A 19,899-nucleotide genomic window follows, 5' to 3' on the forward strand; every position below is an offset into this window, starting at 1 on the left:
CATCATTGCCCTTCATTTGCTTTTTCTTCGCCCAGCCCGTGCAAGTCACGCAGTTCCTTCTGAAGCTTGCGCAGCGCGCGGAAAAGATGGACTTTCACACTTCCCACGCTGCACCCCAGCACGACGGCGATGTCCGCGAGTTGAAGCCCTTCGTAGTGCCGCATGACGAAGACCGCGCGTTGCGCGGGGGACAGCGCCGAGAGTGCAGCCTGCACGCGCGATTCGATCTCCTGTGCGCGAATGTCGCGGCCGGTGCCGCCCGGCGCCGCGTGCTCCGCCTGTCGGATCTGACCCTCGGCGTCCACCGATTCGAGCGGTTCCGTGCGGCGGCGCTTGCGCCACCGGACGGCGTCGATGGCCTGGTTGGTTGTGAGGCGCAAGAGCCAGGGGAGGAACCCGCCCACGGGCTGCCACGATTCAATTTTTCGGAACGCCTTGATGAAGGCCTCTTGGGCGACATCGAGTGCGTCGTCCCGGTTGCAGGTGATGCGGTAGGCAATCGCGTAGACACGGCCCTGGTGTCGACGAACCAATTCGTCGAACGCCTGCCGGTCCCCGCGCTTGAGCGCCTCGGCCAACGCCTCGTCGTCCGCGGCCTCCAAGTCCATTCCCTGCATCCAGTTCACTTGGTCAAACGCTCCGGGTTGGCAAAAAGTTTACACGAAGCCCAGCGCCCAAGGGCGACGCGCCCGACTTTGTTAAGTTCAATGCTCTCATACCCAGTAGGAAGCATTCATCATGCGTCAGGGTGCCGGCAATTGGAGAACACATGGCGAATCGGGGCGGTGCTGATCAAGGCTGCGCAAGTTTGTTACGCTGGCGCCATGCCGCATCTTCATCGTTTTTACACAGACGTGACACCCGACGGGAACAACTTGATTCAGTTGACCGGGCACGAGGCGCACCATGCCTTGCACGTTGTACGCCTGAAACTGGGGGACACAATCGAAATTTTCGACGGGGCGGGCCGGGAATGGGAGGGGCGCGTGGTCAAGATGACCCGCCATGACGTGGAGGTCGAGGTGTGGGAGTGCCGCGCGACCGGGCGCGCGCCGGCGGGGCTTACGCTGTTTCAAGCCGGGCTTCACCGTGACAAGGCGACCGAGGAGCTTATTCGGCACGGCTCGGAGATCGGGATTACCCGGATTGTGTTTTTCCCATCGCACCATTCGGAGCGACAGCCTCGCGCGAGCGACAAGTGGCGGCGGACGGCCATCGAGGCGTGCAAGCAATGCCGGCGGGCGTGGCTTCCTGAATTCGACACGGCGGATTCGTTGGAGGACGCGCTGGCGCGCGCAACCGGGACGCTGTTGGTGGCGACGGCCGAGCTGCCTTCCGTGCCGGTCGCGCAGGCGATCACCTCGCCGGAGGTATCGTTGTTTGTCGGGCCTGAGGGCGATTTCACCGAGCAGGAGCTTGGCGCGTTTGTCGCGCGAGAGGCGAAGGCCATTTCGTTGGGGGATGCGACGTACCGATCGGAGGTGGCGGCGGTGCTGGCGGCGGCGCTGGTGATGTACGAGTTGGGATTGTTGGGTCCGGTGCGGACGCGGTCGTCGAATTGGGCGGGATTGTCGATACCACCGAGCGGTTGAGCGCGTGGCCGATTTCGACGGCGGATGTCTGCGAGTGGGGGCGCGTGCGCATCGGTGTTCTTGCGAAGGTTGGCTGGCGTGCGATACGCTCCAGCGGTACCGAGGGAACCGCATGTATGTCTAACGATTGCTTATTCTGCAAGATTGCGAACGGACAGATTCCGTCGTCGCAGGTGTATAACGACACTCATTTTTATGCGTTTCGCGATATTAATCCCGCCGCCCCTTCGCACATCCTGATCATTCCCCGCAAACACATCGAACGGATTTCGGAAGCGGCCGAAGCGGACATCGAGTTGCTTGGCAGGTTGTTTCTCACGGCAAACAAAGTGGCCGAGCAGGAAGGGCTGAGCGACTTTCGCTATGTGATCAACTGCGGTCCGCAGGCCGGGCAGAGCGTTTACCACATTCACCTGCACCTGCTGGCCGGGCGCGAATTCTATTGGCCGCCGGGTTAGACCGCGCGCGCGCCTCCATGCACGCGATTGACACGAGCACGGCGTTGTGCGCGGTGATCGGCAACCCGGTCGCCCACTCACTTTCCCCGCGGATGCACAATGCAGCGTTCCGCGCCGCGGGGTTGAACTACGTTTATCTCGCATTTCACGTTGAGCAGGTCGAGGCGTTTCTGAGCGGCGTACGCGCGATGCCGAGTTTTCGCGGGGTAAGCGTGACGATACCCCACAAGCGCGCGGTGATGGCGCACCTCGACGAGATCGAACCGATGGCGCGTTTTGTGGGCAGCGTGAACACGATCACGCACGAGCACGGCCGGCTGGTCGGTTCGACGACGGACGGGCGCGGCGCCTTGCGCGCGTTGACGGAAAGCGGCGTCAATCTAACGGGACGGCGCGTGTTGTTTCTCGGGTCGGGTGGGGCGGTGCGCGCGGTGGCATTTGCCGTGGCGGAGCTGACGAAGGCCGCGCACGTGACCATCCTCGGGCGTACGGCACGTCACGTTGAGGAACTGGTCGGCGACCTTCACGCGGCGAAGTTGTTGCGCGTTTCGGGTGGATCGCTCGAACGCGATCTGCGCGACGCCATTGCGTCGGCGGACATTATTATTCAGGGCACGTCGGTGGGCATGGAGCCGAACGAAGGCGAGTCATGTGTGCCGCAGGAACTGTTTTGCCCCGGGCAAGTCGTGTTCGACATGATCTATCGTCCGCACGAGACGCGGTTGCTGCGCGAGGCTCGCGCGGCGGGGTGCGCGATTGTGCATGGCATCGACATGTTGCTGTATCAGGCCGCGCTGCAGTTCGAGCGGTGGACAGGTGTGTTGTGTCCGATGGACGCGATGCGGCAGTCTGTGGCGGATTTGGCCGGCTAGTTGGGACCACAATCCTCCATTCGCTACTTGTGCAAACCTTTCTCGCGCAGGACGTGAATCAGGACATCGATTTCGTCGGATTGGATGTAGTCCGCGCCTGCGTCGATCGCGCGGACGATGCTCTCCCTTCCATCGGTTTTTCCCATCGTGTTGACGAATGCGAGTTTTCCCTTGAGGTGAATTGCGCGGATAAATTCTTCGGAGAAGTTCGCCCAGTCGATATTGATGATGGGCGGATCGAATTCCTGAATTACCTTTTCCAGCCCATCGATACCTTTCGGCGAAGTAGGGCGGATTACGAAACCTTTCTCGAGTTCGAGCGTGTCGTGGAGCCTTGCCCAGTCGCCGCAGTAGAGCGTGCATTTTCCAACAAGCCCCGCGGCGCGGACTGCGTCTATGACCTTCCGGGGATCGCCGGCCTTGAAATCGATGTCTGGAAGCGCACGGCCCTTGATCGCTTCGAGCGCTTCCGCGAAGGTGGGCGCTTTTTCGCCGGAAAACTTCGCGCCGAACTTTGAGCCCGCGTCGAAACTGCGTATTTCATCGAGCGTCATTTCGGCGACATTGCCGCGGCCGGTCGTGGTCCGTGCGATGCTGATGTCGTGCATGATGACCAGCTTGCCATCCTTTGTTTCGCGCACGTCCATCTCGAGCAGGTCAACTCCGATCTCGATGGCTTTGTTGAACGCGGCGATGGTGTTCTCCGGTGCGAACTTGACTGTGCCGCGATGGCCCACCGCGATGACGCCGGGAAACGTGTAGGTTTCCTTTCCCGCTTGTGAGATGGAGAGTACGCGCGCCGCGACGGGATCGATTTGCGCCGAGATTGCGCCGTCTGGAGCGTTACCGGTTACGGTGTACTGCGATTGCGACGTCTCGACGCGGGCGCCGGCGAGCGCGCCGGACTTGAACTCAACGAGAGCGATTGCGTCCGAGTTCGAGAGCGGCGGCAGTGGACCTGCGGAGCACGCAAGCACAATGCAAAGACACGACAACGTAAACACAGGAATCGCTCGCATCGGGACACCCTCCCTCGGATTGAAACCTACACGATACCCACACGCCGAATGGCGCGCAATCGGATGTGCTTGGTCTGTTGTGCGGATTTGGAAAGCGTTCGGTCCATTTGCCAGAATAGCGCGCCAGTCTGAACACGCCCAGAAGGAATTCCCGCATGTTGTGCAGTCGAATAGCCGGGCTTTGCGCGCTCACTGTAAGTTTTGTGCTTCCTACAAACGCGGCGGACGGGCCACGCGCGAAGAATATTATCGTGATGGTCGCCGACGGATGGGGCTTCAACCACATCGAGGCGACGGACTACTACCAATACGGCGAGCAGGGCAAGCAAGTCTACCAGCGTAAGTTCACGCTCTATCCCATGTCGACGTACTCGGTGAGCGGCGACGGGTACGATCCGGCGAAGGCGTGGACGGATTACGAGTACTTGAAGAAGGGCGCCGCGGACAGTGCGGCAACGGCAACGACGATGTCGTCCGGCGTGAAAACGTTGAATGGCGCGATTGGAATGGGGCCGGACGGAAAACCGCTTGAGCATGCGATCGAAGTGGCGGAACGCGCGGGAAAGGCGACTGGCGTGGTTACGAGCGTGCAGTGGAGCCACGCGACGCCGGCCGCGTTTGTGGCGCACGACAAGAGCCGCGGACAATACGAGATTATCGCGCAGCAGATGATTCGGGAAAGCGCGTGCGAAGTGATTATGGGCGCGGGCAATCCGGACTACGACAACGAAGGCCAGCCAATCAAACGGAAGCACGTAAAGAAGGCGGACGATGCCAAGCCGGACAATTCGTTCCGTTTTGTCGGCGGCGAAAAGTTGTGGCGCGAACTCAAGGCGGGTAAAGCCGGCGGCGATTGCGACGGGGACGGCAAGGCGGACTATTGGAAGCTCGTGCAATCGAAGGATGACGTCGCGAAGTTGATGACCGGTAGAACACCAAAGCGTGTGCTCGCGACCGTGGAAGCGGCGGAGACGCTGCAGGCGTCGCGCAAGGGCGTGGACGATACGCGCGAAGACGATATGCCGTTCCAAACGCCGCTGCTGGCGAACGTACCGACGCTGCAGGAAATGGCGTTGGCGGCGATTAATGTGCTTGACGACGATCCGGACGGGTTCTACTTGATGATCGAGGGCGGTGCGGTGGATTGGGCGTGCCATGCGAACGCGGCCGGCCGCATGATCGAGGAAATGATCGATTACAACAAGGCCGTTGAAGCCGTGGTGCAATGGGTCGAGCAGCATAGCTCGTGGGAAGAGACGCTGGTCGTCGTTACCGGCGATCACGAATGCGGGTTTGTGCTCGGGCCGGGCTCGAAGCCGGAACTGAAGCCGATTGTCAACAACGGCAAGGGGAACATGCCGGGCTTCGAGTTTCATCACAAGAGCCACACCAACCAGTTGATACCGTGTTTCGTGAAGGGCGCCGGATCGGAGCTGTTTGCCGAAGCCGCGAAGCAAGAGGACCCGAAGCGCGGGAAGTACATCGATAACACGGATATCGGAATGATTACGAAACGGCTTATGGGCGCAGGTGGACCCTAGCGTTCGTCGTCCAGCAGCGTCCTTCGCGCGAGTTGGGATCGGGTATGGGATCAGCGAATCGAAGGCAACTCGATGGGTTCCTCGTCGTCACCTTGCGCGACCTTGGCGGCAAACTTCAGCGATTCATCCAGAATCAAATCGCGATCGAAGTCCCAGAAGACGTGGTGGTTCGATTTGTCCACCCAGATCATTTGTTTGTCGCTCGAGCGCATACGCTTGAGTGCGTTCGACGCAGCTTCCTGTGACGCGGCAATGTCGTGGTGGGAGTGGAACATGATTATGGAGCAGGTAACGTGTTCAAGCGTTTCCGGTTTGTTCACGCGGCGGCCGAGTTCATTCAACGTAACACCGGCCTTGGTGGGTACCCACGTGTAGCTCAGAATGTTGGGGAGCTGCGAGCGGTCGTTGACCTGTGTGAATAAGTGGCCTTTGTACACCCAGCGGATGACATGGCTGGACAGGTCCGTCCACACTTCCGGCGGCAGCACGTAATACCATCGGTAGGTCACGCCGAAGTACGCACCGCCGAGGATGAGGCCGTCGACGTTGGTCTTCGATGCGGCGAGCGTGCAGAGCGTGCCGCCCATCGAGTGGCCGACGAGCACGATGCGTTCGTGCCGTTCGCGCAATTGCGCAACTTCGTCCAGCACTGCCGCTTCCAGTTCGTCCGCGGTGACGATCTCAACGTCACGCGGGCTGGTGCCGTGGCCGGGCAGGCGCATGACGCGCACGAACCAACCGGCGTCCGCGAATTTCTGTGGGAGTTGATTGAAGTTTGTTCCCGCACCAACAAAGCCGTGGACGAATAGGGCTGCGTTTGGCGAGTTTGGATCGCCGAGTTCGCGGGCTTCCGCGCCGATCATTATGCCGTCGGGATTTCGTGGCACGACTGCATCGCATCGATCCACTAAACGGGTCGCGAGGGTATTGCAGCCGACATTGAGTAAGACGAGCGCCGCGGAGACGATGATGAACGTACGTCCGCGTCGTCGTCGTGGTGCGTTGGCGGTATCGCCCATGGAACGGCTCGTGAGCTACTCGCCGACGTCCATTTCCTTGGCGAGCGCCTTAATCTTCTTCAGGTCCATTTTGCCGGTGCCGAGGACGGGAATTTCGGCGATGCGGTAGAACGACGTGGGTTTCGGACGCCACAAGTTGGGCAGCTCGGAGTCTTTCAGTTTGTCGACAAGCACTTCGAGTTCGCCGTCCATGAGCGTGTGGAGGACGATGAGGCGTTCGCCCTTTTGTTCGTCGGGGACGCTCGTGACCGCGAACGTCTGTTCGTTCATGTCGAGCAGTTTGTGGAGCGTCTCTTCGACTTTGGTGTGGGGGACCATTTCGCCCGCGATCTTGCTGAAACGCGCGAGACGATCGGTAATGACGATGAATCCCTCTTCGTCGATGGCCGCGATGTCGCCGGTGTTGTACCAACCGTCTTTCAACACCGAGGCGGTCTTCTCGGGCTGTCCGAGGTAGCCTTTCATGATGTTCGGGCCCTTGACGAGCAACAGGCCGGGTTCACCGTGCGGGAGACGTTCCTCGGTGTCGGGGTCGACGATTTTCACGCTAATTCCGGGCAACGCCTGGCCGATCGAACCGTGTTTGGTGCCGACCTGGTAGAAGCCCGGCGCGCGGAAGTCGGGCACGCTGACGGAAACTGCGGGCGCGCATTCGGTGGTGCCGTAGCCTTCGAGCGGTTCGACGCCGAACTTCGCGAGGAAGGCTTCGCGTACTCGCTGCGGCAGTTTTTCCGCGCCGGTGACGACATAGTCGAGGCTGCTCAATTCTTCCGGCAGGCAACGGCGGATGAACCCCTGCAGGAACGTAGGCGTCGCGATGAGGAAACGGGGTCGATATCGGTAGATCAATTGACCGATGATTTTCGGTTCGAGCGGGTTTGGATGGTAGACGGCGAAGAAACCGCGCCACAGCGGCATCCACAGTGTGCCCATAAATCCGAACGAGTGGAAGAACGGCAGGATTCCCATGAAACCGTCGCCGGTTTCGTGCGGGAAGACTTGCGCGACAGCTTCGCAGTTGGTCAGCACGTTCTTGTGCGTGAGCATGACGCCCTTGGGTTCGCCTTCGCTGCCGCTCGAGAAGATGACGGTGCAGAGGTCGTCTTCGGTGCGGCCTTTCGGCGAGCCGAGCGCGCGTTCGACGAAGCGCATCGAGCAAAATACCGCGAGAAAGACGGCGATCAGTTTGTCCCGCGGCGTAATCGTCTTCTTTACATCGTCGAGAAGCACCGTCTCTCCCGGCACGGCAATCGGCACGCGTTGCAGGAACTCGGACGCGGTCAGCACGTGCCGGATGCCGCACTGCCGTGCGGCGGACGCGACAGATTCGTTTGACGCGGTGTAGTTGAGGTTGACGGCGACCTTGCCCATGATTTGCAGCGCGATGTTGGTGACCGCGCCGCCGACGGATTGCGGCAGCAGGATGCCCGTCATTTCTTCGGGGCCGAGGATATTTTTCAGTTTTCGGCCCAACGCAATGGCGCCGACGTAGGCCATGAAGAAGGACAATTTCGGTGTGCGGCCGTCGGCGAGGGCCATCGCAAACGGGTGTGCGCGCACCGTACGAATAAACGCGCGGTGCAGCAGCGGCTGTTCCAGCTTGCGGGCCATCCACGCTTCGGTGCCGAGTTCCATGATTGCGTAACGCACGGCAATGGTGTCCGCGTCGTGCGCGAGCGGTTTTCCGAAGCTGATTGTGATGTGATAGGGAATGCGGCGCGGCAGTTTCCAGAAGAAGCGCCCGTTGGCGAAGCTCCAGATACTGCCCCACAGCCTGTCGAGTTGCACCGGGATGATGGGCGCTTCGACGTCTTTCATGATGCGCTCGAAGCCTTTGCGGAAAGGCAGCATCTGGCCGGTGCGCGATATTTGGCCTTCGGCAAAGATGCAGACAATCTCGCCGTCCCGGATCGCTTGCGTGGCGGTGCGCATCGATTGGACGAGTTCGCGCGGGCCGCCCATTGCGGAGATGGGAATCGCGCCGAGCATGTGCGCGATTGGACGGATCCACCACGTCTGATAAATCTCGTCGTGCATGATGAAGCGGATTGGGCGATCGATTGCCGCGCTGACGACCAGCGCATCGATGAACGACACATGGTTTGCGACCAACAGCGCGCCGCCTTCTTCGGGGATGTTCGTGCGGCCGCGCACGTTGAGCCGGTAGAAGGTGTTCGCGAGGACCCACAGCACGGCGCGCACGAGCATGATGGGGGTGAGCGCGCAGACTACGAGCAGCACGGCGAGCGTCGTCACGCCGACGGCGACGAACGTGCCGTGAATGCCGAGGCCGGTGTATGGCAGCAGCATGTATACGCCGCCGCCGAACAAGATGCCGACCCAGGTGAGCATGTTCGCGGCCGCGATAATACTGCCGCGCGTTTGCTTGGGGCTGAGGTACTGCAAGCCCGCGGCAAGCGGAACGTCAAAGACGCCGCCGCCGAACCCCATCAGGAAGAGCAAAACGATGGACGACTCGTACGATTGGCCAAACCAGTAGAACAGAATGCACGAGAGGCCCAGCAGACCCGCGCCGATGGGAACGAGTCCCATCTCGATTTTTCCGCGGGACGCCACACCCGCGCCGAAGGATCCGAGCCCGATACCGAGCGACAGCAAGCCGGTGAGGTTGGCGGTCTGCGATTCGCGCAGGCCCAATTCATCCTGCAGCCCGAGAATCGCGCTGAGCAGAATTGCGCCGGCAAACCAGAAGTAGCTGTATCCGAACGCGATCATGCGCAGCCAGCGATTGTTCCAAATGGTCGCCAAGTCGTGCCCCATACCTTTCCACGGATTCAGCGGGAACGCCGCCGAGGGGTTCGCGGGCTCCGGACGGGTCATATTCCAGGAGGTGAAAACACCAACGCACGAAAGTGCCGTCAGCACCAGACCTGCGAGATACACGCGGTCCGGACCGAGGTACTCGTATAAATGTCCCGAAAGTACCTGGCCGAGTATGACGGCTATCATGGTTGTCATCTGGACGATGCCGTTGCTCCAGGAGAGCAGTTCTTCCGCGAGCGTTTCAGGAAGGACGCCGTACTTCGCTGGGCCGAACATTGCGGACTGCGCAGCCATGAGGAATAGCAATGCAAACAGGAAGAATTGCGATTGCGTCAGGAATCCGGCCATGCCCGCTGCCATAATAAATACTTCGAGATACTTCGACCAGACGGTGATGTCCTTTTTCGAGTATCGGTCGGCAAGCACGCCGAAGAAGCCGGGAAACAAAATGAACGGCAGCGCCATGACCACGGTGCCGATCGCGCCAAGCGAGTCGCGGCCCTGTCCTGTCACCGCGGCAAGAAAGAATACGATCACACCTTTGAACAGGTTATCGTTGAGCGCACCTTGGAATTGGGTCGCGACGAACGCCCAAAAGCCGATCGGTCGATAGCGCCTAACGTGACCGTTGTACACTACGGTCTCTTCGGTATGCATGGTCAATGTCCCCGACTTACGCGGCCTTCGCAGCAATGCCGCAGCATAAGTCTACAGTAGTTTGCCTTGTTAAGGAACAGCCAATTCTGCTTGCGCGCCCGCATGCGATCGGACGCGTTCGAGTACCGCGATAAGGTCGCGGCAATCGCGCTCGCTCAATCCTTGCATTGCCTCGCGGATTTTCTCGCGGTAGAGCGGTTCGACTTCATCGATCAACGCCTTGCCTTTTTCCGTCAGTTCAACGTGATAGATGCGCCGGTTGTTCGGCACGTCCACGCGCGCCACCAAACCTTTACCTTCCAGCCGGTCCAGCACGGACGTAATGCTCGCGCGCGTCACTACGAGGCGCTTTCCCAGGTCGGACTGCGTGACGTTGTGCGGGTTGTACTTGAGCGAGAACAGCACATTGAACTGGGCCTCGGTAAGGTCGAACTCACGGAACAGTTGTTCGCCCACGTTTGTGAGGACGCTGCCCGTGCGCACGATGCTGAGAACTGCCTCGTGGTATCGATCCCGGAAGGGGACCTCGAGGTTTAGTTCGCGCTCCAATGACACGACTGGTAGACCTCCAACTTAGTCTCGCCTGCACATAATGTATCATATAAAACAGTAAGAAATCAAGCGTTATAATTTTCCTGTGTAACCTATTGATAAGTAACGGCTTTACGATTTGTTCTTGATTGGAGTTTGGCCATAGCGCAACCTCGATTATGGAATTGTACCATCCGTATTCCGTTGAACGAGCGCCTGGCCACGGAGGGAACCGCCGCAACGCGCCGCTGATGTGACCCGAGCGTTGGGACTTCGAGGCGCCAGCCCAACGTGCGCGATGCGTGTGGACGAGCGCTCGAGATCGGGGTCTGCGCAGGGGTTGGGTTCGGTGTAGCGCAACGGCTTACGGTGCTAACGGAATTCTAGGTTGCAAACGGCCGCTGAATCTGTAGAATGAGCGCACGGGTTTGGTTTAACGCCGTTATGCTTTCTGGGGAGGGAGCAAGGTAGAGTTCGCGGGAGCGGAGTACTCTGCCCTATGGGCTTTTTTCGACGAATTTCCGACCTAATAACGCCACCGCCATCGCAATCGGATTCGGCTCGGCATGAGACACCTGTGCCGGAGGAGCCGGATGTTGACGCGAAGGCGGCGTCCCAGCTTGTGCCGGAGTTGCAGAAGCTAATCGAAGCGGGCGACATGAACAGCCCCGACGCGATGCTCTCGATTGCGGAGTTGAAACGCATCGGCGGAGTGATGGGCCTGTATGTCGCCGCGGCGAAGATGCGGATTTATCTCGACGCGAAACGGACGGACGGTCAGGTCATCCACAAGGACCGTGGGTATGTGCTTGCGGCGGATTTTATTTTCCAGCACGTAACACGCGAACTGAACGGCATCGACACGGAAGGGCGCGAGATCGGCCCGAACATCTTCCGCAGCTACTGCAACGAACTGGTGGCATGCCTTGTCAGCGGGAAAAACGTGCGGCGCGCGGTGGAAGTGCCGATGATCCTGATAGACAATCTGCTTGATCGGGCGCTTTCCGCGGCCGAGCACCGCGACACCTACTTGAGTTTGATTCTCCAGGCGCTGGACAGCGCGTACGCGCAAGTGCTCACGAAATACGAAGCGGACCAGCGGGAGCGCGCGCGGCGCCGGCAGGAGCGCAAGACGGAAAGCGGATCGAAGAGCGGCAGCAGCACGGCAATCGAGGACCCGGCGCACACGTTCGATGGGGACACGGTCGAGTACACGAAGGAAATGGGCGAACGTATCAGTGGGTTCGTGAAGTCGTTTGGCGTGTGTACAGCGGTGCCGGTGCCTCACGTCGGGGCGGTGCCTCCCGATGCGGCGATCGCACAACGGTGCCTGACTTTCCTGCACCAAGTGGCGCCCTTGGCGGAAAAGGCCGGATACTACGGTTTGATCGCGACGGTGTCCCAACGAATTGCGGGCGCGTTGTCGGTCACGCAACCGGATCGGCAGGCGGAGTTCTGGGCACGGGCCGCGATGGCGAACGAGTTACAGGCCGACCGCGAGGCGAAACTGTTGCTGTTTAAGTTGAGCAAGCGCCGTTACAAGTTGGCACAAGAATTCTATATGAAAGCGGGAGATACGCCGCGGGCCGCGGCCGTCGGCCAGAAGATGGGTTGAGGACGAAGGGGTTCCGGCAACCCGGCCCCTGCGGCTCTCGAGCAGTGTTGTCGCGCGGGGATGCTACATTGAACGGAAGTTCGTGACGCGAGTTTTCACCCGGCGGCATGCGTGTAGTACGATCCGGGAATGCAATCCGAAGACCGCCCAATTCATTTCTCGTCCGAATTGATCCACGCTCCGCACAAGCACGCGCTGCCGCCGCTCCAGAAGCTGTACTACGAACTTTCCCAGACGAAGCACGCGAACTACCTGAGCAGCGATTTCAGCCCCACCGGCCCACCGCGATTCTTTACCAAGCGCGGGCGCAAGACACAATCCACGGCGGTGTTCCTGCCGGATCGCGTTCTGGTGGCGGAGGAGTGGGTAGACGTTCCGTTCGCGCAGTTCCTGGAGCGGCTGGACGCGGTCGCCGAGCTTGCCTCGCGCGAACTTGGAATCCCGTCGTTCGTTGCCCACGCGGTCACGATTCGCACGACCTTTGCGTTGACGCACTTTTCCGATGCGCGCGTGTTCGTGTTTGAACAGATGTGCGGGCTCGAGGGCAAAATCGGGCCGCATCTGGGCCGGCCAATTGCCGTGGGCGGATTGCGGTTTGTGATGCCGGAGACGCCGGACCACCCGGGAACGTTGCACACGACGATCGAGTCCTACCGGTACAGCCAGAACGAAATCTTCGTCGAGGTAAAGGGCGTATTTGCGCGCGAGCCGATCGCGGCGGGCGAATTACGGCCGCTTCGCGAGAATTGCAGGTTGGTCCGGGATTTCATTAGCGGGCACATTTATCCCTATCTCGATCAGTTCGACGTGCCGGTGGAAGACGCGCGCTGACGCGGTTGCGGCGTCATGATTTCAACGCCAACGGCTTACACGTGAGCATTTCTCACCGCACCGAAGCATTTTACATCCACTGCGACGTCGTGGGGCGGTAAGAAATGCTGGTTAGTGTAGTTTTGCCCTTTCGCAATGCGGTGGAAACCCTTCGCACCGCCATCGAATCGATTCAATCGCAAACATTCGCCGATTGGGAACTGCTTCTGTACGACGACGGTTCGGACGACGGTTCTACGGCGATCGCGGCGGAATGCTCGAATACCGATTCGCGCATTCGGATTGTCGGCCATGAGCGCGTCGGCATCGTTGCCGCGTTGCAGCACGCTTGCGAATCGGCGCGCGGCGCCTATATCGCGCGGATGGATGCGGACGACATTTCGCACGCTGCGCGGTTCGAGCGGCAGTTGAGTCTAATGCGGCAAGACGAATCGATCGCGTTATGCGGGTGCCTTGTGCGCGCGACGGGCGCCGACTTGGGCGAGGGCGGGCGGCGGTACCACGAGTGGATCAATTCGATTGTCGAACACGATGCAATCTCGCGCGAGATATTTGTGGAGTGTCCGTTGGCGCACCCGACATTTTTTCTGCGGCGCAGCGCGTTCGAGCGTATTGGCGGGTACAAGGACCGGGGATGGGCGGAAGACTACGATCTGGTGCTGCGCCTGTGGCAAGCGGGGGAGCGATTCGCGAAAATCCCCGAGGTCTTGCTGGATTGGCGTAACGCGCCGGACAGACTCTCGCAGACCGATTCGCGGTATTCGCCCGGACAGTTTCAAAAACTGAAGCAGCATTTTCTCGAGGTGTCCGAACTCGCGTCGTTGGGGTCGCGCGCGTTCGTGCAATGGGGCGCGGGAGAAGTGGGCAAGCGCTGGTTGCGCGCGTGGGACACGGTCCGGCCGAGCGCAGTTGTCGATATTCACCCGAGGAAGATCGGCACGCGTATTCATGGGTATCCGGTAATTGCCCCGGAGGGCCTTCCACCATCGCGATCGGCGTATGTGCTCGTTGCGGTGGGCGCGCCGGGCGCGCGGGAAGAAATACGAGGCTGGTTTGCGCCGCGCGGGTACGAAGAATCGCGCGATTACCGGTTCATTGCTTGATGCCGGGGGGCAAAGGACGAAAAGGACGGTATGCACCTGACGGAACAAAACGTATTCGGTGTCGTGCAGCCCGAACGTCTACTGACCGTTGGCTGGCGCCGAGTCTCCGGCGCTTGGCGCGGCATCCGGCCCGTCCGTGATGGCGGGTAACATTTCGGCCTCGGGTGCGGCCTGCGGCTGATGACCGCCGCCGGCATCCTGCATCAGCTTTGCGCCTTCCTTGTAGCCTTGTTCGCGGTGTTCCCGTGCGAAACTCTTGATGCTGAGCTTTTGTCCGCTTTCGCCGGCCTGCAAATTGGAATCGGCCATGCTATAGAAGAATTTCTGTTTGGGCCCTTCATGAAGGCTTAGACCACCCGTGACGAGGACCGGCTCCGGGGCCATCTGCACGACTTCGCCTTCCGTCATGCGCACGAGCATGACGTCACGTACCGGCGGCATCTGGCAGAAGTAGCATTCTATCGGGAGCGGCAGGAGCATGAAGTGGGTCGCGTCCTTGAACTGATCAATCGGTGTCATGAACCCCATGAGATTCGAGGAACGTCCTTGCTTGGCCCACTTGACGAGTTCCGGATCGAAACGGGGACCACTCGACAGGCTGCCTTTTGTCTTTCGCAACAACTCCCAATCGAGCAGTTCCATACCGGATGCTTTGCGTTGGTGCTCGACGCCGCGGCGGATGCGGTCGTATTTCGTCTTGAGGCTGTCCAGCCGATAGTAGATGTTCAGTCCGACTACACCGGCGAGGATGACGATAATGCCCGCGATGGTGCCCAGGTCCCGTACTACGCGCGTTCTCACGAAACTGACTCCTTACACCCGAAAACGGCTGATATTGTAACATAATTCCATCATAATTCGGCCAAGTCGCGGGCCACATCGGTCCGGTAGGCCTGCCACGCGGGGAGAATTCCCGCGATCATGCCCATGATGAGAATCGCCGAATAGGCGGAGATCATGTCCGGCGAGGGGCTGAAGATCGAGACCTTAAACCCGATCCGCTGGACGAGGTACGCCCCGATAGTCCAGGTCAGGGCGAGACCGGCGGCGTAGCCTGAGCCGATTCCCAGGAGCGTGACCCAAAAGGCCTCGATCAGCACCGCGCCAAATACCTCGCCTGAAGACGCGCCGAGCGCACGCATGATGGCGAGGTCGCGTTTGCGTTGGATGATGGAGAGGTAGAGGCCGATCAGGATCGAAATCGAACTGATGACGATTACGAGGAATCCGATGTAGAGCATGACCTGGCGCGCGGTGCCGAGGAGCTGGTTGTACAGCGTCTGAATTTCAATAACGGGAACGGCTGCTACCGCGTTGGGATACTCTTCGATGATGCGCTGTTTGAACTCGTATCGCTCGGCCGGGCTGTCAAGTACGAGAAGGACGGCGGTCAGTTTTTCGCGTGGGTCGAAGTGATCGTGGTCTTCTTCGTCTTCGGGATGCTCCTCCGCGTCATGATCTTCGTGTTGGGCGTCTTCGCCGGCGTGCTCGTTATTCACTTCATCGCCGGTGTCGGACTCGATATCCACGCCGGTGAGGCTGGGCGTTCCGTATTCGTGTTCGTGCACGTCGTAGATCGAGCGGTAGTCCACGAAGATGGCGCGGTCGTTCGGCGTACCGGACGGTTTGAGAATCCCGATGACCGTGAAGGGCGAGTCCTCGTGGTGTTCTTCCATGCCTTCGTAGACATACATTCCGTGTGTGCTGGCGAATTGATCGCCAACGCGCAGTCCGGTCTCCTGCGCGACGGTGTGGCCGAGGACGGCTTCGAGCGGTTTCGTGAAGTAATCGCCGTCCGCCAAGTCGAAGGTGCCGCGCCGATCGCCGGTGACGCTGTCGCGCCATTCGTATGCGAGCATTTCGCGGATTGTGCCTACGATTCGGTGGCCTTTGTAGGAATCACCCATTGTGATTGGGAACGCGGCCGCTACGGACGGTTCCTCTTTGAGCGACTCGTAGTATTTCGAGGGCATCACGCCGGCGGGCATGCCGATGTAATACAGGGTGCTGAGCACGAGTTGCTGTGTGCTGCCCTTCGCGCCGACGGCGATGTCGAATGCCTGGCCCTCTTGCACAAAGCGCCGCTCGACTTCGTAGCTTAACAGCAGCACCGACGTGATAAGGCCGACGCCAAGCGCGACCGAGAGAATGGTGAGGAACGTCGTGAGTTTTCGGTTCCAGAGATAGTTCCATGCAATGTGCCAAAGCGTCATTGGGCAGTCTCGCGCGCGAGTCCGGTGCAGTCGAACCGGTTGGGGAGGTGCTCGGCAATCTTCTGGTCGTGCGTGACGAGCAGCAGCGTCACTTTGTTTTCGCCGCACAATTCGAGCAGGAGGTCCATCACGCCGGCGGCAAGGGCGCGGGCGATGGCGACGCGCTGGCGTTCGCCGACGCTCATGGTGCCCGGCCGCGCATGAAGCCGGTGGCCGAGGCCAACGCGTTCGAGCAGGTGCGTAGCGTGTTCGCGCCATTCGCGCGCGGGCCGGGTGTCGCTGAAGCGCATGCCGAGCATGACGTTTTGCAGTGCCGTAAACGGCCCAAGCAGGTTGAACGTCTGGAACACGAAGCCAAACCGCTCGCCACGGAGCCGGTCGAGTTGGCCGCTGCGCAGGCCCTGTGTTTCGATACCGTCAATCTTTATGACGCCCGAACTCGGGCGAAGCAAACCGCTTATGAGGTTGAGCATGGTGCTCTTGCCGCAGCCGCTCGGCCCCCACAAGGCGATCTGCGATGCCTCGGGCGCGTGAAATTCCTCGCAGTAAAACTCGACCCCGGGGCCGAGTTTGCGGCGGACTTTATCCAGAACGACCACCCTTTACAACTCCTTGTGACGCACGGATCAACAAACGCGAAAGCTTACGGATTAGACGCGGCGGCTGTCAACCGCGGGGGTGTCCTCACGGTTGGACGAGACATGCGCCGATGCCCGGGCGAAGGTGCGGATAAGCGACTGTGCAGGTGGGTGTGGGGAGCAAACTGCATGCCATGGATAGGCTGCGGCTATGTGCCGCCACGAGGCCGCGTGAACGAGCAGAAATCGATTGGCTCCAAGGTGGCGAGGCCGTCCGCCAATGCAGGCCGGATTGCGTCCAAAAACTGCTTGACGTTCTCCTCCGCATCGGCTATTTCGACGACGATGGGCAAGTCGAGCGAGAGACGCAGCACCTTTGCGGTGTGAATGCGGTGGTGCGCGCCGAAGCCGGCGACACCGCGAACGGCGGTTGCGCCGGCGATACCGCGTTCACGGGCCTGTTCGATGATCCATTCGTAGAGCGCCATGCCGCCGTGCTTGTCGCTTTCGCCGAGGAAGATGCGGAGAAGGCAGCCGTGCTTGAATTCCATTTTCGCCTCCTTACGCGAACCGCGCCAGGGTGTAACCGGCCCAAACAGCGGCCAGGCCGAACACAACCTGCGCGCCGATATTAACGAGCGCCGCGGCGAATTCGCGATCGCGCGCGAGCGCGTACGTCTCGTAGCCGAAGGTGGAGAACGTAGTGAAACCGCCGAGCACACCGACGATGAGCAGGAGGCGCGCCTCGGGCTTGAGCACCTGCCGGAACTCCGCGAGGCCAAGTAGCAGGCCAATGAGGAAGCATCCGATTACGTTCACCGCGAAGGTGCCAACCGGCCGCCACGATTGACTCACGAGCGATTGCACCCAGCCGCTGACCCAATAGCGAAATACGGAACCGGCGAATCCACCGATACCGACGAGCAATGCATTCGTGACGACTTGCATGCGAATGCACTCACTTGCGACGCGGCGATTGCACTTGCCTGTATCGAAAACAGTCAACCGTATGGTCGTTGACCATACCGACGGCTTGCATAAAGGCGTAACAGATAGTGGTGCCCACAAACTTGAATCCCCGCTTTTTGAGGTCTTTGCTCATCGCGTCCGATTCCGGCGTATGGGCGGGTATGTCGCGCAGGGATTTCCACGCGTTTACCTTGGGTTTGCCGCCGGCAAATTGCCAGATGTATTTGTCGAACGAGCCGAATTCATCTTGGACTGCGAGGAAGGCTTTCGCGTTCAGCACTGAGGCCTCGATCTTTGCGCGGTTACGGACGATGCCTTCGTTCTGGAGGAGCTTGGCTTTTTGGCGCGCGTCGTATCTCGCGACTTTCACGGGATCGAAGTTATCGTACGCAGCGCGGTAGTTTTCGCGCTTCTTCAATATGGTGGACCAGGACAAACCGGCCTGCGCGCCTTCGAGTATGAGGAACTCGAAGAGCGTCCGGTCGTCGTGCACGGGAACGCCCCATTCGGCGTCGTGGTACGCGATATCGAGTTCGAGCCGGGCCCATTCGCAGCGTTTCTTCATGCCTGGAATCCTACACAACCTGACCCGGATTTCGCAGCACAGACGTTTGCGCGAGGAAGTAATAGGTCGCCAGGCGCAGCGCGCAGAGGACGATAATCACAATGCGGATTCCGAGGCTGGGATCGTCGAACGCGATCGCAAGGGCAACCATGAGCAGCATCATGAGTATGCGTCCGAGGGCGAGGGGGACTTCCCACGCGCACAGGTATTCGATGCGCTGGAGCGAATCCTCGGCAGTGTTCATGATGACTTCCATGCGCGTGCTGAAATGGCCGATACCGAACATCGCCATCGCCGCGGAGCGGAGCATTGCGAACACGAGCAGGGACGCCAGCGTCAAGGGGAAGAAGAACACGACGCCGCTTGCGGCGAGCAGGATAGACGACCAGAACAAGTGGCCCTTTCGCGTTTCCGGACGCGCCCAGCGGCCGAAGAGGTACGACACAACGATGGCAATGATCGCCTGGTACGCGGAGTAGCTGCCAACGGAAAGCTCGTCTTGGGTTTCCATGTACATGAGGATGCCGAGGAAGATGGTCGGGATTTCGAAAGTCCCCGCGAGCGTGAACGACGCGAGCATGACGTAGCGCCAGTCACGATGTTCCTTCGATGGGAACAACGCGCGCTTGATTCGAAATGCGGTGCGCTGCGGATCGCGCGTCAGCATGAAACTGGCGAGGAACGAGAGGAGGTAGAGGCCCAACACTACGGCGAAGACAATGTGGTAGCCGTGCAACCGGTCGGGGGTGCGCGTGATGATGAATCCGCTGACGAGCGGTGCGATCATGCGTGACGCGTGGCTGATGGCGTTCATCACGCCGATGAAGTATTCGCGGCGCCCCGTAGTGGTGACGTCATAGTTGATCGTGTTCGCGCCGGCCCAGAATGCACCCCAGGTAACGCCCAACAATACGCCGAGCAAGAGGGTGTAGTTGACGGAGTTCTCCTGCAGGATCAGCAGCGTCGCGTAATAGACGGCGTGGAGAATGATTCCGATGCGATAGACATGGAGCCGGTCGTGTACTTTCGAGTACCAACCGGAGAGCACGAATACGATTGGCGTCACCGAATACAGGGCGAGGTAATACCAACACAATACCATCAGGTCGTGACTGTTTCGCCAGAAGTAGACGCTGACGAAGACCTGGCATAAGGCCTCGGCGGCGTTATAGAGCCCTGCCAGTACGAAAGCGACTTTGGCCTGCGGATGAAGAGTGCCGGGACTCATGGATCGCCGCTACCAATCGGCCAACACGGTGGGAGCGACGGTCCAACACCGGCTTGTCGGCGTGCCCCGCGCCTGCACGATTCCGTACACCGGGTTAGTGACACCCGATCGCGTCAAAGATAAACGTAAACAGGTTCAGAAGCGGGTCGCCAACGAGCGGCAGGTCAAATACACCGATGTTTCCAAATAGATTGTATAACGCGTTCGGAATCGCACAACGTAGCATCACAGTGTCCCCAGTTGGTTGTAGCCTCGTTTTGCCTATAATCTAGCGCATCTGCGCGGCCGGATAAACTATGGGCATGTCGCAACCGTGGATAGGGG

General features: G+C 60.1%; 20 protein-coding genes. 8 read left to right on the forward strand and 12 right to left on the reverse strand.

Annotation, left to right across the window (positions count from 1 at the left end):
- Window positions 1-2: 2 nt before the first annotated feature.
- Window positions 3-608 (reverse strand): sigma-70 family RNA polymerase sigma factor, encoded by a 606-nt coding sequence (locus HUU46_18140; protein NUM55569.1) that lies wholly within the window; start codon window positions 606-608, stop codon window positions 3-5.
- A gap of 216 nt (window positions 609-824) precedes the next feature.
- On the opposite strand from HUU46_18140, the gene HUU46_18145 reads away from it, so the two are divergent.
- The 3 genes from HUU46_18145 (at window position 825) to HUU46_18155 (ending at window position 2,922) form a co-directional block, all read left to right on the forward strand.
- Window positions 825-1,592 (forward strand): 16S rRNA (uracil(1498)-N(3))-methyltransferase, encoded by a 768-nt coding sequence (locus tag HUU46_18145; protein ID NUM55570.1) that lies wholly within the window; start codon window positions 825-827, stop codon window positions 1,590-1,592.
- Window positions 1,593-1,708: 116 nt separating this feature from the next.
- On the forward strand, window positions 1,709-2,050 hold the full coding sequence (locus tag HUU46_18150) for a histidine triad nucleotide-binding protein (protein ID NUM55571.1): 342 nt from the start codon (window positions 1,709-1,711) through the stop codon (window positions 2,048-2,050).
- Between the two features lie 17 nt (window positions 2,051-2,067).
- Entirely contained in the window at window positions 2,068-2,922 is an 855-nt protein-coding gene (locus tag HUU46_18155) for a shikimate dehydrogenase (GenBank protein NUM55572.1), read from the forward strand.
- A 23-nt stretch (window positions 2,923-2,945) separates the two neighbouring features.
- On the opposite strand, the gene HUU46_18160 is transcribed toward HUU46_18155, so the two are convergent.
- Window positions 2,946-3,941, reverse strand: a complete 996-nt coding sequence (locus HUU46_18160; protein NUM55573.1) for a glycerophosphodiester phosphodiesterase family protein — start codon at window positions 3,939-3,941, stop codon at window positions 2,946-2,948.
- Window positions 3,942-4,096: 155 nt separating this feature from the next.
- On the opposite strand from HUU46_18160, the gene HUU46_18165 reads away from it, so the two are divergent.
- On the forward strand, window positions 4,097-5,482 hold the full coding sequence (locus tag HUU46_18165) for an alkaline phosphatase (protein NUM55574.1): 1,386 nt from the start codon (window positions 4,097-4,099) through the stop codon (window positions 5,480-5,482).
- A 50-nt stretch (window positions 5,483-5,532) separates the two neighbouring features.
- On the opposite strand, the gene HUU46_18170 is transcribed toward HUU46_18165, so the two are convergent.
- The 3 genes from HUU46_18170 to HUU46_18180 form a co-directional block, all read right to left on the reverse strand.
- On the reverse strand, window positions 5,533-6,369 hold the full coding sequence (locus HUU46_18170; protein ID NUM55575.1) for an alpha/beta fold hydrolase: 837 nt from the start codon (window positions 6,367-6,369) through the stop codon (window positions 5,533-5,535).
- A gap of 147 nt (window positions 6,370-6,516) precedes the next feature.
- On the reverse strand, window positions 6,517-9,942 hold the full coding sequence (locus HUU46_18175; protein ID NUM55576.1) for an MFS transporter: 3,426 nt from the start codon (window positions 9,940-9,942) through the stop codon (window positions 6,517-6,519).
- A gap of 69 nt (window positions 9,943-10,011) precedes the next feature.
- Complete coding sequence (locus tag HUU46_18180; protein NUM55577.1) at window positions 10,012-10,497, reverse strand: MarR family transcriptional regulator; 486 nt, start codon at window positions 10,495-10,497, stop codon at window positions 10,012-10,014.
- 475 nt (window positions 10,498-10,972) lie between these two features.
- Here HUU46_18180 and HUU46_18185 point away from each other — a divergent pair, with 475 nt between their 5' ends.
- From HUU46_18185 to HUU46_18195, 3 genes are all read left to right on the forward strand, one after another.
- Window positions 10,973-12,088, forward strand: coding sequence for a hypothetical protein (locus HUU46_18185; GenBank protein NUM55578.1), 1,116 nt, complete (start codon window positions 10,973-10,975; stop codon window positions 12,086-12,088).
- 129 nt (window positions 12,089-12,217) lie between these two features.
- The gene (locus tag HUU46_18190) at window positions 12,218-12,919 is read left to right on the forward strand and encodes a hypothetical protein (GenBank protein ID NUM55579.1); all 702 of its coding nucleotides are present in this window, start codon (window positions 12,218-12,220) and stop codon (window positions 12,917-12,919) included.
- 104 nt (window positions 12,920-13,023) lie between these two features.
- Complete coding sequence (locus HUU46_18195) at window positions 13,024-14,022, forward strand: glycosyltransferase (GenBank protein NUM55580.1); 999 nt, start codon at window positions 13,024-13,026, stop codon at window positions 14,020-14,022.
- 78 nt (window positions 14,023-14,100) lie between these two features.
- Here HUU46_18195 and HUU46_18200 read toward each other — a convergent pair whose 3' ends face one another.
- The 7 genes from HUU46_18200 to HUU46_18230 all read right to left on the reverse strand — a co-directional run bounded on the left by HUU46_18200 (window position 14,101) and on the right by HUU46_18230 (window position 19,575).
- Window positions 14,101-14,823: a DUF3299 domain-containing protein gene (locus HUU46_18200; GenBank protein NUM55581.1), complete on the reverse strand. Its 723-nt coding sequence runs from the start codon at window positions 14,821-14,823 to the stop codon at window positions 14,101-14,103.
- A 50-nt stretch (window positions 14,824-14,873) separates the two neighbouring features.
- Window positions 14,874-16,235, reverse strand: a complete 1,362-nt coding sequence (locus tag HUU46_18205; GenBank protein ID NUM55582.1) for an ABC transporter permease — start codon at window positions 16,233-16,235, stop codon at window positions 14,874-14,876.
- Window positions 16,232-16,834 (reverse strand): ATP-binding cassette domain-containing protein, encoded by a 603-nt coding sequence (locus tag HUU46_18210; protein NUM55583.1) that lies wholly within the window; start codon window positions 16,832-16,834, stop codon window positions 16,232-16,234. Before HUU46_18210 ends, HUU46_18205 begins: the two co-directional genes overlap by 4 nt.
- A gap of 188 nt (window positions 16,835-17,022) precedes the next feature.
- Entirely contained in the window at window positions 17,023-17,364 is a 342-nt protein-coding gene (locus HUU46_18215; protein ID NUM55584.1) for a DUF190 domain-containing protein, read from the reverse strand.
- Window positions 17,365-17,374: 10 nt separating this feature from the next.
- Window positions 17,375-17,761 carry a fluoride efflux transporter CrcB gene (gene crcB / locus HUU46_18220; GenBank protein NUM55585.1) on the reverse strand — a complete coding sequence of 129 codons (387 nt, stop codon included), beginning with the start codon at window positions 17,759-17,761 and terminating at the stop codon, window positions 17,375-17,377.
- Window positions 17,762-17,771: 10 nt separating this feature from the next.
- The gene (locus HUU46_18225; GenBank protein NUM55586.1) at window positions 17,772-18,347 is read right to left on the reverse strand and encodes a DNA-3-methyladenine glycosylase I; all 576 of its coding nucleotides are present in this window, start codon (window positions 18,345-18,347) and stop codon (window positions 17,772-17,774) included.
- A gap of 10 nt (window positions 18,348-18,357) precedes the next feature.
- Window positions 18,358-19,575, reverse strand: coding sequence for an MFS transporter (locus tag HUU46_18230; GenBank protein NUM55587.1), 1,218 nt, complete (start codon window positions 19,573-19,575; stop codon window positions 18,358-18,360).
- Here HUU46_18230 and HUU46_18235 point away from each other — a divergent pair.
- Window positions 19,574-19,765: a hypothetical protein gene (locus tag HUU46_18235; GenBank protein NUM55588.1), complete on the forward strand. Its 192-nt coding sequence runs from the start codon at window positions 19,574-19,576 to the stop codon at window positions 19,763-19,765. The two genes, HUU46_18230 and HUU46_18235, sit on opposite strands and share 2 nt — an antisense overlap.
- Window positions 19,766-19,899: the final 134 nt, after the last annotated feature.

The sequence above is a fragment of the Candidatus Hydrogenedentota bacterium genome (assembly GCA_013359265.1).
Taxonomy (GTDB): domain Bacteria; phylum Hydrogenedentota; class Hydrogenedentia; order Hydrogenedentales; family SLHB01; genus JABWCD01.